This window comes from Hymenobacter terrigena, from assembly GCF_054776515.1.
Map to the genome: position 1 here is coordinate 1,462,988 of NZ_BAAHBU010000002.1, position 12,911 is coordinate 1,475,898.

Here is a 12,911-nt window from a genome sequence, read left to right on the forward strand (position 1 = left end):
TATCGATACCGGTCAGTGTTTTCGAGCAAATTTCCAGCTTTAATATGTTGTTTTCTTCAATAGGCTATGATTAGTTATATCATGTGCCATAAAATGGTATTTTGTTTATTTTTTAATTAACCATCACTCTTAAAATATTAACTATATACTTTAACTATCTGTAAATCATTTATATAATCAGTGATTAAGTAATCTGCCGGCAAGCGTTTGCAAAAGGCAACACATATCATTTATTGATTTTTCAAAAGCCAATTGAGCTTTCGGCATCGTTCCCGGCATCGTTCCCGACGATTTATATCGCCATTTTATTGCTTCCATTAAAAATGATATTCACATTTACTTCATAAAATGCCTGTTCATCATCTCGCCATCTCATCATCCCACCCGCCCGAATCATGAAAAGCAGCCTGAGCAAAAGTCAAGTGCTTTTGCATTCCAACATGGGGATTATTCCTCTTTTCGCGGTTTTGTTTTTCGGGGCGCTCACCGTACGAGGCCAGCGGCTCGTCTCTTTTCCGGGGGCGGAAGGCGCTGGGAAATACACATCGGGGGGGCGCGGTACGGCAGCAGCTCCAACCACTGTTTATGAAGTAACGTCGCTGGCTGACACCAATACGCCGGGCACGTTGCGCTATGCCCTGAGCCAGTCCATCACGGCCGTGCCCAACCGCACGGTGGTATTTCGGGTGTGCGGCACCATTCACCTGCTCACTCAGCTGCGCATTCCGGCCAATACTACGCTGGCGGGCCAGACAGCCCCCGGCGACGGCATCTGCCTGGCCGACCGGCCCGTGACGGTGAACGGCAACAACGTGTTGGTGCGCTTCGTGCGCTTCCGCATGGGCGACCGGTACCAGAATCAGGGCATGGTGGATGGGGCCGGCTCCGACGATGCTTTCGGTGGCCGCTTCAATGTAAAAACCATGGTGGACCACTGCACCATGAGCTGGAGCACTGACGAGGCCTGCTCCTTTTACCAGGGCGACAGCACTACGCTGCAATGGAACCTGATTTCGGAGCCGCTCGATTATTCCTACCACTTTGAGGCGGGCGATACTGATTTTGAGCACCACGGATTTGGCGGGGTGTGGGGCGGCCGGCACGCGTCCTTCCACCACAACCTTATTGCGCACTGCAAGGGCCGCATGCCGCGGTTTTCGGGCAGCGGCGGCCTCACGCCCGCAGTGGCCGGCGCGGAAATGGCCGATTTTCGCAACAACGTCATCTACGACTGGGGCTCCTACAACACCAACGGTGGCGAGGGCGGTGCTTACAACCTGGTGAACAACTACTATAAGTATGGCCCGGCCACGTCCACTGGCTCAACCAGCGGCGTGGCCATCAAGTCCATGATGTTTTACCCGTTTTTCAGCGCGGCCCTGCCCTTTCCGCAGGCCTACCTGAGCGGCAATTACGTGGACGGCTACCCCGCCGTGACCCGCAACAACTGGCTGGGCGTGGCCCCGGGCAGCGCTCCCCGGTCCGATACCACGCGGATAAAGGTGACCGTGCCATTTGCTACTACGGCCCTGCCTACCCAAACGGCGCAGGATGCCTACACGGCCGTGCTGGCCCAGGCCGGCTGCGTGCTGCCCGTGCGCGATGTACTGGACCAGCGCATTATCAACGACGTGCGCAACCGCACCGGCGGCCTAATTGATGTGCAGGGCGGCTTCCCGGCGCACATCACGCCCTACAGCGTGTCGCAGGTGGCCTGGCCGGTACTGAACTGCGGCACTGCGCCCGCCGACTCGGACCACGACGGCATGACCGACGACTACGAAACCACCCACGGCCTGAACCCCAACAACGCTGCCGACCGCCAAGGCGTGGCCACCAATGGCTACACCAACCTCGAAAATTACCTCAACGGCATTGCCAGCGTGCTGCTAGGCAGCAAAGGCGCCGAAAATACCAGGACCGGGCTGAACGTGTACCCCAACCCGGCCCGGGAGCAGTTGACCCTGACACACCCCGCCAGCCGGCTCCCCGTCACCATCGAAATCTACACTTTCGATGGCTGCCGGGTGACGACGGCCACCACCCAGCCCGGCACCGCCCAGACGCTGCTGCCTCTGGCCGGCTTGGCCCACGGCAACTACTTGGTGCGCTATCTGGGCGCCGATGGCCCCCTGACGGCGAAGCTGGTCCGCGAATAATAGCCTTTTCCGGCCCGCCGCGACTGGTTCCGCAATTTTTCTTTCCCACCCAAAATATTACCTATGAAACGCTTGACTACTCTTTTCTCTCCCGGAATACTGGCGCGCTGCGTACTTGTGCTTCTGCTCGCCCTTAGCGCCACGGCCCGGGCGCAGACCTACGACCTAGTGGTTGCCAAAGACGGCTCGGGGGCCTACACCACGGTACAGGCTGCCATCAATGCCGCCCCCGCGGGCCGCACGGCGGTCTACACCATCTTCATCAAGAATGGCAAATACCGCGAAAAGATTACGGTACCGTCCAACAAGCCGTTTTTGCAGTTGATTGGGGAGAGCGTGGCCAATACCGTGCTGAGCTGGGACGATTATTCGGGCAAGCCTATGCCCGGCGGCGGCACCTACGGCACTTCAACCTCGGCTTCGGTGACGATAAGCGCCACCGATGTGTCGGCCCTGAACCTCACCATCGAGAACACCACCGGCGATGCCCCGCAGGCCCTGGCCATCAGCGTGAACGCCGACCGCGTAGCGTTTAAGAACTGCCGCTTTCTGGGCGGGCAGGACACGGTGCTGACCAACGGCTCGGGCCGGCAGTATTTCAAGGACTGCTACATCGATGGCACCGTGGACTTCGTTTTTGGCGGGGCCCAAGCCTTGTTTGAAGGCTGCATCATTTACCCCAAAACGCGCCGCGACGGCGGCAGTGGTGGCTATATCACGGCGGCCAATACCCCAGCAGGCCAGGCTTATGGCTACGTTTTCCGCAAGTGCTACATCCCCGCCAACCGCGGCCTGACCACCTACACCCTGGGCCGCCCCTGGCAGAACTCGGGCACGCCCAACACCAACCCCGCCAACAACAAAGTGGTGTGGCTGAGCGCCGTGATGGGCCCCAACATCATCAACCCCGCGGGCTGGAGCACTTGGGACAGCGGCACCAACACCAGCGTGATTACCTATGCCGAATACAAGAGCCGCGACGTAGCCGGTGCCCTCGTGAACGTGAGCCAGCGCGTGCCGTGGTCCATTCAGCTCACCGATGCCGACACGGCGGCTTATACCCGGCCGGCCATGTTCGGCACCTGGGACCCCTGCGCGGCCTACGCCAACTTCTGCCCCAGCCAGGCCCGCAGCATTGCGGTGGCCAACTTCCAGGGCGTGAAGGGCACGGCCACCGTGCCCACGGCCCTCACCTGGAACATCAGCTGGCCCATTGTGGGCGTGCAGTACCAGGTGTACCGCAGCACCACGCGGCGCGGCACTTACACGCAACTCTACACCACCACGGCCGCCGATGCCATCAATGTAAACTTCGCCACCACCGATGCCATTCCTGCGCCGGGCGTGTCGTACTTCTACTACCTGCGGGCTTCGAAGACCGGCCTGGCCGCGCACAATACTGATACGCTGGAGATTTCGAGTACGCCCACTATCACCACCACGGGCACGCTACAGGCCTTTTTGCAGGGCGGTGGGCAGCCCTCGGCTTCGCAGAATGTGCTGGTGGCGGCTGAGAACCTGACCACGGGCGTGACGGTGACGCCGCCGGCCGGCTTCGAGGTATCGGCCAATGGCGGCACCAGTTGGTCTGGTATGGCTGCGCCGTTGGTGATTGCCCAGAGCGGCACCGGGGCTGTGGCCAGCACCACCCTCAGCGTGCGCCTCAACGCCAGCGCGCCCGGCACCTCGGCTGGCAACCTGACCCTGAGCAGCGCCGGCGCGGCTACCGTGACCATTCCGGTTTCGGGCCTGACCCAAACGGCCGCGTTGCCGCAAGCAATCAACCTGCTGTGGTGGCCCATGGCGCGCAACAACCAGGACAGCACCGCCGTGCGCCCCAGCGCCGTGGCTCCGAGCACACCCACCCTGCGCAAGCTGCAGGTATCGAGCGGCTCGGCGGCGGCCACCATTCCACCCTACTCGCGCACCTACGGCCAGGCCATCGCGCCGGGGCCTGATGGCGGCTGGACCGCTGCTGTAGGCGGCAACGGCAGCATCCTGAACCGCACCTACTACGAGCAATTCACGGTGGCCCCGAGTGGCACCACGACCGTGCGCGTCGACTCCGTCATTTTCAACGCCTACTACACCGGCTCGACCAGCAACACGAAGGTGGCCGTGGTATGGTCGCGTAGTGGCTTTGCCACCGACTCGGCCGATGTGACGGGCGGCAAAGGCCCCGGCGGCCCGCTCCTGAGCACGGCCAATGGCGGCTTCGCGACGCCCATTTTCACCACCAGCACCAGCGCTACCTACCGCCTGGCGTTTGCCGGGGCTACCGGCACCACGCTCCAGCCCGGACAGCGCCTCACCTTCCGTTTCTACTTCGGCTGCGGCTCCACCAGCACCACCACGCGGTTTGCCACCCTCAAAAACGTGCTGGCGAAGGGCGAGGCCCTGGTGACGACCAGCACGCGCAACGCACTGGCCAGCCAGCTCCAGCTCTACCCGAACCCCACGGCTACCCAGTGCCTACTGGTGCACCCCGCCGCCCCCCGCGAGGCCACTGTGACGGTGTATTCGGCCCTGGAGCAGCGTGTGGCCACGGTGCCGTGCGTGGCCGGCAGCCAGCAAACCCTGCTCAACCTGGAAAACCTGGCCGCCGGCCGCTACCTGGTGCGCTACAGCGATGGCCGCCAGCAGGCCGCTATGTCGCTGCAAAAAGAATAGCTCCGGACCACCCGTCGCCCCCCCAAATAAAAATTCCCACTCTCAATACCACTTGTTATGAAACTAAATTTTCTGCTTTACTGGCTTTTGTTCTGCTTGAGCATTGGCCTGGCGGCAGCCCAAAACCGGGCGCTGACCGGCACGGTGAAAGATGCCAAGGGCGACGCCCTGCCCGGCGTGACCGTGCTGGTAAAGGGCACCACCAACGGGGCCTCCACGGATACCGACGGCCGCTTTCAGGTAGCTGTGCCGGCCGGCACGGCAGCCCCCGCGCTGGTATTCAGCTACGTGGGCTTCCTGTCGCAGGAAGTGGCCGTGGGCGCCGGCAACACCTACGACGTTACCCTGACGGCCGACAACAAGCAGCTCGACGACGTGGTGGTGATTGGCTACGGGGCGGTGCAGCGCAGCGAGCTCACGGGCTCGGTGTCGTCAGTAAGTGCGCAGCAAATCAAGGACATTCCGGTAAACTCGGCCGCCGAAGCGCTGACGGGCCGGCTGGCCGGGGTGCAGCTCACGTCGTCGGAGGGCACGCCGGGCGCCAACGTCACCATTCGGGTGCGGGGCGGCGGCTCCATCACCCAGGACAACTCGCCGCTGTACGTGGTGGACGGCATTCAGATTGAGAATGCCCTGAACGTGATTTCGCCCCAGGACATTGCCTCGGTGGACGTGCTGAAAGACGCGGCTTCGACGGCCATTTACGGCGCCCGCGGGGCCAACGGCGTGGTCATCATCACCACCAAAAACGGCATCGAAGGCCGCACCACCGTAGCCTACAGCGGCTTTGCCGGGGTACGGCGGCTGGTGAAAAGCCTGGACGTGCTGAAGCCCGGCGAATACATCGACCTGCAATACGAGCGCGCCGCGCGCAGCAGCGCGGATTTGGCCACCTTCCGGAGCGCATATGGCTCGCGCAACTTCTTGAGCGACACGCTGGCGCGAGCCCGGCAGTCGCCTTTCACCGACTGGCAACATGAGGTGTTCGGGCGCGATGCCTTCCAGCAAACCCACAACCTGACGGTGTCGGGCGGGGGCAAGGGCACGGTGTACTCGCTGAGCCTCACCAGCAACCGCGAGCAGGGCATTCAGTTGGCCTCGGACTTCGACCGCAAGCTGCTGAACTTCCGCCTCGACAACAAGGCTACGGACAAGCTGCGCATCGGCTTCAACGTGCGCCTGAACGACCAGACCATCAACGGGGCCGGCACGGCCAGCGGCGGACTCAGCAGCTCGTCGCGCCTGCGCAACACGGTGCAGTACCGCCCCTTCACCACCAACCTGGGCACGGGCGTGGTGCTCGACCCCACCCAGGAAGACGAGGAATACTACATCCTGAGCGGCGGCAACACCGGCCTGATTAACCCCATCGTGCTGGCCAACTCGGAGTACCGCCGCGACGGGCAGCGCCTGGTGAACTCCAGCGCCTACGTCAACTACAACTTCACCAAGGGCCTGAGCTTCCGCTCCACGGTGGGCATCGACTACCGCACCACCCGCACGGAGGCCTTCAACAGCAAAGTAACCAGCGTGGCCCGCCAGAACGGCAACCAGCCCACAGCCTCCATCGGCACGGGCACGCAGTTCACGCTCAACAACTCGAACGTGCTGACCTATAAGTTCTTTTCCAAGAGCAAGCACAGCTTCGACGTGCTGCTGGGCCAGGAAGTGTACCAGACGCTGAACAACTCGCTCAACATCTCGGCCTTCTACCTGCCCACCGACATCGAGCCCGAGAAAGCGCTGGCCAACTTCAACCAGGCCCAGGCCCCGGCCGGCTTCGTGCAGCCCTCGCCTACCACCAACGAAGACCCCAACCGCATTCTGTCGGGCTTCACCCGGGCCAACTACTCCTACGATGATAAGTACCTGTTTACGGGCACGATGCGCGTGGACGGCTCGTCGAAATTTGCCGAGGGCAAGCGCGTGGGCGTGTTCCCGGCGGCTTCGGTGGCCTGGCGCTTGTCGAAGGAGGCCTTCATGCAGCCCTTCTCGGCTGTGTCGGACCTGAAGCTGCGCCTGAGCTACGGCCTGGCCGGCAACAACCGCATCAGCAACAACCTGTTCCGCGAAACCTACTCGACCAGCGGCGTGGAGTATTCTATCGAAAACGGCCGCACGCCGGGCCTGGCCACGTCGGCGCTGGCCAACCCCAACCTGAAGTGGGAAACCACCCACTCGCGCAACCTGGGCGTGGACCTGGCCCTGTTCAACAACCGCGTGCAGCTCACTGCTGACCTCTACTACAACTCGACCTATGATTTGCTCATTGCCCAGCCCGTGCCCGTGACCTCGGGCTACGCCACGCAGCTGCGCAACATCGGCGAAACATCCAACCGCGGCCTCGAGCTGCAGCTGAGCGGCACGGCGGTGCGCACCCCGGACTTCACCTGGAACATCAACGGCAACATTTCCTTCAACCGCAACCGCGTGGAAGACCTCGGCGGCCAACCCTACCTGCCCGGCATCAATTCGGGCTGGACCAGCGACACCGGCACCGACTACCTGGTGCAGCCCGGCCAGCCCGTGGGCCTGATGTACGGCTACGTGGCCGACGGCTTCTACAAGGTGAGCGACTTCAACGCCACCCAGAACGCCAGCGGCGGCTGGAACTACGTGCTGAAGGACAACGTGCCGAACAACAACGGCGTGGTGGCCGACAACACCGGCTACACCGTGCCCACCGTGACCGGCGTGCCGGCCCCTAAGGGCGGCTACCTGCAGCCCACGCCCGGCGCCATGAAGTTCAAGGACATCAACGGCGACGGCGTGGTGGACACCAACGACCGCACGGTGATTGGCAACGCCAACCCGAAATTCATGGGCGGGCTCAACCAGCAGTTTGCTTACAAAGGGTTCGATGCCAGCATGTTTCTGAACTTTGTATTCGGCAACGACATCTACAACGCCAACAAAATCGACTTCACCAGCGGCTACAACGCCAACCAGAATGTGCTGGGACTGATGCGCGACCGGTGGCGCACGATTGATGCTTCGGGCAACCTCGTGACCGAGCCCACGGCCCTGGCCGCCCTCAACGAAAACGCCCAAATCTGGCGCCCCACCCGCGGCCGCTACCTGCTCAGCTCCTGGGCCATCGAGGACGGCTCGTTTCTGCGCGTGAACAACATCACGGTGGGCTACACCCTGCCCAAGTCGGTGATTCAGCGCGCCAAGCTCACGCAGCTGCGCTTTTATGTGACGCTGAACAACGTGTACACCTTCACCAAGTACTCGGGCTACGACCCCGAGGTGAACACCCGCCGCGGCACGCCGCTCACGCCGGGCGTCGACTACGCGGCCTATCCGCGCAGCCGCGCCTTCCTCGCCGGCCTGAACCTGACCCTTTAATTCCCACCTGCTCCCCGATATGAAAGCTTCCTTCTTTCTTCGCGCCGCCCTGGCCACCACCGCTTTGGCTGGCACCGCCAGCCTGCTCACGGCCTGCAAAGACTACCTCGACGTGAGCCCGGCCTCGTCCTACATTTCCGATGACGTGTTCAGCAGCGTGGCCAATGTGAACAGCGCCGTCATTGGTGCCTACGACCCGCTGTCGGGCGACAGCGGCTACGGCGTGCGCCTGAGCACGGGCTACCCCTCCGACACCGACGAGGGCCAGAACCGGGCCGGCGCGGCCGACGGCGGCAGCCGCGACATCAACCGCTACCGCGTAACGGCCGGCACCACCGAGCTGCCGGCGCCCTTCGCCACGCTCTACCAAGGCGTGGAACGGGCCAACATCTGCATCAAAAACATTCCGCAGATGGCCCTGTACAAAACCGGCACTGCCGCCGAGCAGAAGGCCCTGCGCCGCGCCTACGGCGAGGTGCTAGCGCTACGCGCCCTCTACTACATGGAAATTGTGCGCAACTGGGGCGACGTGCCCGCCCAGTTCAAGCCCTCGTCGGAATACACCGACCTGAACCTGCCCCAGACCCCGCGCAACGAGATTTACGACCAGATTCTGGGCGACCTCGCCCTGGCCTCGAAGCTGCTGCCCTGGCGCAAAGAGTCGGACGTGAACGCCTACGAGCGGTTCACCAAAGGCGCGGCCAAGGCCCTGCGCGCCCGCATTGCCCTGGCCCGCGGCGGCTACCGCTCCAACGCCCGCACCGGCCAGATGGAGCGCCCCGCCGACTACCTGACCTACTACACCATGGCCCGCGCCGAGTGCGACACGCTGCTGCAAAACCGCAGCCAGCACACCCTCAACCCCAGCTACGAGCAGGTGTGGCGCAACATCAACGAGGCCAAGTTCGACACGCAGTACGGCGAAATCATGTTTGAAGTGGGCATGGGCTCGGGCTCGGCCGCTTCGGATAGCAAGCTGGGCTACAACAACGGCCCGCGCCTCGACGTGGCCTCGAAGTGGGGCCAGGGCGGCGGCTCCTACACCATCAACCCGAACTACTTCTACGCCTTCGACTCCGTGGATGTGCGCCGCGACGTGACCGTGACGCTCTACCAGACGGTGGCGGCCACGCCCAACACCCAAACCAGCACCACGCTCACGGCCTTGCGCGACGGCAAGTTCCGCCGCGACTGGCGCGTGCCGCTGCTCACCGGCTCGGCCCAGAACCTGGGCCTGAACTGGCCCATCGTGCGCTTTGCCGACGTGCTGCTGATGTTTGCCGAAGCCCAGAACGAGCTGGCCGACCCCGCCACGCCCTACAACGGCACCACGCCGGTGCAGGCCCTGGAAGAAGTGCGCCGCCGCGCCTACCCCGCCAGCCGCTACGTCGCCCTGCCCGCCACCCAGGTGGGCACCAAAACCGGCTTCTTCGATGCCCTGGTGAAAGAGCGCCTGCTCGAATTTGGCGGCGAAGGCATCCGCAAATACGACCTGATTCGCTGGAACCTGCTGGGCGCAAAAATCGCCGAAGCCAAGTCCATCATGACCGATATGCGCAACGGCACGGGTATTGGGGCCAAAATTCCGCTGTACGTATACGGCTACGCCGTGAACGACCAGCTGCGCTACGTGCGCTCGCTCTACCGGCCGTTCGACATCACCACCAACACCATTCCGATTCCGGGCTCCACGGCCACGGCGGCCCGCTTCAGCTGGCGGCAGTCGCTGATGGGCGGCACCACGTCCTCGTTCATCGACCTGTTTGCCGCCAACTACGTGCCCAATTCGGGCGATGAGCTGCTGGCCTTCCCGCAAACCGTGGTCGATTCCAACCCCAACCTCAAGCAGAACTTCGGCTACCTGTAAGCCTCGAGCGACATGAGCAGCCTCATTCGGGTGGGAGTCCAAATGGGGGCTGTTCGGGCAACTCCAACCGGTGCTGTAAACGAGCATCGGGCGGGGTTGCCCACCGTTTTTTTGCCCCTGTTCTCTTGCTTTTTCCTCGTTATTCTTTCCTGATGAAAGTAGTGCCGCTGCGCCGGAAGGCCTTAACGTACCTGTCCATCGGCTTGGGCCTGTTGGCAGCAGGAGTCGCCACGCCCGGAGTCGCCAAACCCGCCCCCGCCACGCCCCTCAAGCTGTGGTACGACCACCCGGCCGCCAACTGGAACGAGGCCCTGCCCATCGGCAACGGCCGGCTGGGCGCGATGGTATTCGGCACCCCCGAACGTGAACGGCTGCAACTGAACGAGGCGACCATCTGGGCCGGCGGCCCGAACAACAACGTGAAGCCCGACGCGCTGCCCGTCATCCGGCAGCTGCGCGAACAGCTCAAAGCCGGCCAGCAGGTAGAGGCGCAGGCCCTAGCCCAGGAAAAAATGCTGCCGCAAGGCAACAGCGGCATGCCCTACCAGATGGCCGCCAACCTTTACCTCACCTTCCCCGGTCACGAAAAAGCCACCAGCTACTACCGCGACCTGGACATTGGCCGCGCCGTGGCTTCGGTAAGCTACCAGCTCGGCGGCGTGAGTTACCAGCGCGAAATGTTCAGCTCGTTTCCCGACCAGGTGATGGTGGTGCGGCTGACGGCCAGCAAGCCGGGCAAAATCGACTGCCAGCTCAGCGAGGAAACGCTGGTGAAATCCACCCTGCGCACCGAAAACAACCAACTGATTCTCGACGGCAGCGGCAATGAGCACGAAGGCCAGCCCGGCCAAATCAAGTTCCAGACCCGCGTGCAAGTGGTGGCCGAAGGCGGCAAGGTCATAGCCGAGCCGCAGGGCCTGCGCATCGAGCACGCCAACAGCGCCACGCTCTACATTTCCATCGGCACCAATTTCATCAACTACCACGACGTGAGCGGCGACGCCGCCCAGCGGGCCGGCGCCTACCTGGCCCGGGCCGTGGGCAAGCCCTACGAGCCCGCCCGGACCGCGCACGTGGCGGCCTACCAGCAGTATTTCAACCGCGTGAGCCTGAGCCTGGGCGTGACGCCCGCCGCCCAAAAGCCCACCGATGTGCGCCTGGCCAACTTCGCCAACGGCCAGGACCCGGCCCTGGCGGCGATGTACTTCCAGTACGGCCGCTATTTGCTCATCAGCTGCTCGCAGCCGGGCGGGCAGCCGGCTAACCTGCAGGGCATCTGGAACGACAAGCTGAAAGGCCCCTGGGACAGCAAGTACACCGTGAACATTAACACGGAAATGAACTACTGGCCCGCCGAGCCCACCAACCTGCCCGAGATGCACCAGCCGCTGTTCGCCATGCTCAAAGACCTGAGCGTGACCGGCCAGCAGAGCGCCCGCACCATGTACGGCGCGCGCGGCTGGGTAATGCACCACAATACCGACCTCTGGCGCATCACCGGGCAGGTGGACAAGCCCAACTACGGCCTCTGGCCCATGGGCGGGGCCTGGCTCTCGCAGCATCTCTGGGACCATTACCAGTTCACCGGCGACCAGGCTTTTTTGCGCGAGTACTACCCTGTGCTGAAGGGCGCGGCCACCTACTACGTGGATGCCTTGCAGGAAGAGCCTACCCATAAGTGGCTGGTGGTGAGCCCGTCGATGTCGCCCGAAAATTCCTACCAAATCGACAACACCAAAATTGCCATCGTGGTAGGCACCACGATGGACAATCAATTGGTGACCGACCTGTTTTCCAAGACCATCCGCGCCGCCGAGCTGCTGGGGGCCGATAAGGCCTTTGCCGATACGCTGCGCACCATGCGGGCGCGGCTGGCCCCGATGCAGATTGGACAATACGGGCAGGTGCAGGAGTGGCTGCAGGACCATGACAACCCCAAGGGCACGCACCGCCACATCTCGCACCTCTACGGCCTGTTCCCGAGCGGCCAGATTTCGCCCTACCACACCCCCGAATTGTTTGAGGCCGCCCGCGTCACGCTCACCGAGCGCGGCGACATTTCCACCGGCTGGTCGATGGGCTGGAAGGTGAATTTTTGGGCCCGCATGCAGGACGGAAATCATGCTTATAAGCTGCTCACCAACCAGCTGCGCCTGCTGCCCGGCACCGTGGAAAAGGTGAACGAAGCCACCGGCGGCGGCACCTACCCCAACCTGCTCGACGCCCACCCGCCCTTCCAGATTGACGGCAACTTTGGCTGCACCTCGGGCCTGGCCGAGCTGTTCGTGCAGAGCTACGACGGCGCCATCGACATCCTGCCGGCCCTGCCCGACGCCTGGCCCACCGGCGAAGTGAAGGGCCTGGTGGCCCGCGGCGGCTACGTGGTGGACCTAGCCTGGGACCAGGGCAAAGTCACCCGCCTGCGCATCACCTCGCGCCTGGGCGGCAACTGCCGGGTGCGCCTGCACAGCCCCCTGAAAGCCACCGGCAAAACCAGGCTCACGGCCGCGCAGGGCGACAATCCCAACCCGTTCTACCAAATCCTGCCCGTGAAGGCGCCGCTCATTTCGGCCCAGGCCACCGTTCAAAAGCCCCGGCTGGCGGCTTCCACGCTCTACGATTTGGCCACCCAGGCCGGGCAATCCTACGACCTAACGGCACAATAAGCACCTATTCAAATAGAAATCAAAAAGAACAGTCATGCAGAGCGCAGCGCAGCATCTTTACCGCAGTAGTAAATCTGATTAGTTACTCGGTAAAGATGCTTCGCTGCGCTCTGCATGACGGCCTATTTAGTTAGGTGTCAAAAACTAATACGCTTCCTTTTATGCTTTTCCGCCTCCTCCTTTTTTGCTTGTTGAGCC

Annotated in this window: 5 protein-coding genes; all 5 read left to right on the forward strand. The window is 62.9% G+C overall.

Annotated features, from left to right (window positions below; genetic code table 11):
• Positions 1-440: 440 nt before the first annotated feature.
• The 5 genes from ACYU7Q_RS12985 (at position 441) to ACYU7Q_RS13005 (ending at position 12,713) form a co-directional block, all read left to right on the forward strand.
• On the forward strand, positions 441-2,159 hold the full coding sequence (locus ACYU7Q_RS12985; RefSeq protein WP_460609854.1) for a T9SS type A sorting domain-containing protein: 1,719 nt from the start codon (positions 441-443) through the stop codon (positions 2,157-2,159).
• A 117-nt stretch (positions 2,160-2,276) separates the two neighbouring features.
• Positions 2,277-4,829 carry a pectinesterase family protein gene (locus tag ACYU7Q_RS12990; RefSeq protein ID WP_460609855.1) on the forward strand — a complete coding sequence of 851 codons (2,553 nt, stop codon included), beginning with the start codon at positions 2,277-2,279 and terminating at the stop codon, positions 4,827-4,829.
• 57 nt (positions 4,830-4,886) lie between these two features.
• Positions 4,887-8,180 carry a SusC/RagA family TonB-linked outer membrane protein gene (locus tag ACYU7Q_RS12995; RefSeq protein WP_460609856.1) on the forward strand — a complete coding sequence of 1,098 codons (3,294 nt, stop codon included), beginning with the start codon at positions 4,887-4,889 and terminating at the stop codon, positions 8,178-8,180.
• A gap of 19 nt (positions 8,181-8,199) precedes the next feature.
• Positions 8,200-10,047: a RagB/SusD family nutrient uptake outer membrane protein gene (locus ACYU7Q_RS13000; protein WP_460609857.1), complete on the forward strand. Its 1,848-nt coding sequence runs from the start codon at positions 8,200-8,202 to the stop codon at positions 10,045-10,047.
• Positions 10,048-10,172: 125 nt separating this feature from the next.
• Positions 10,173-12,713, forward strand: coding sequence for a glycoside hydrolase family 95 protein (locus tag ACYU7Q_RS13005; RefSeq protein ID WP_460609858.1), 2,541 nt, complete (start codon positions 10,173-10,175; stop codon positions 12,711-12,713).
• The last annotated feature ends 198 nt before the right edge of the window (positions 12,714-12,911 follow it).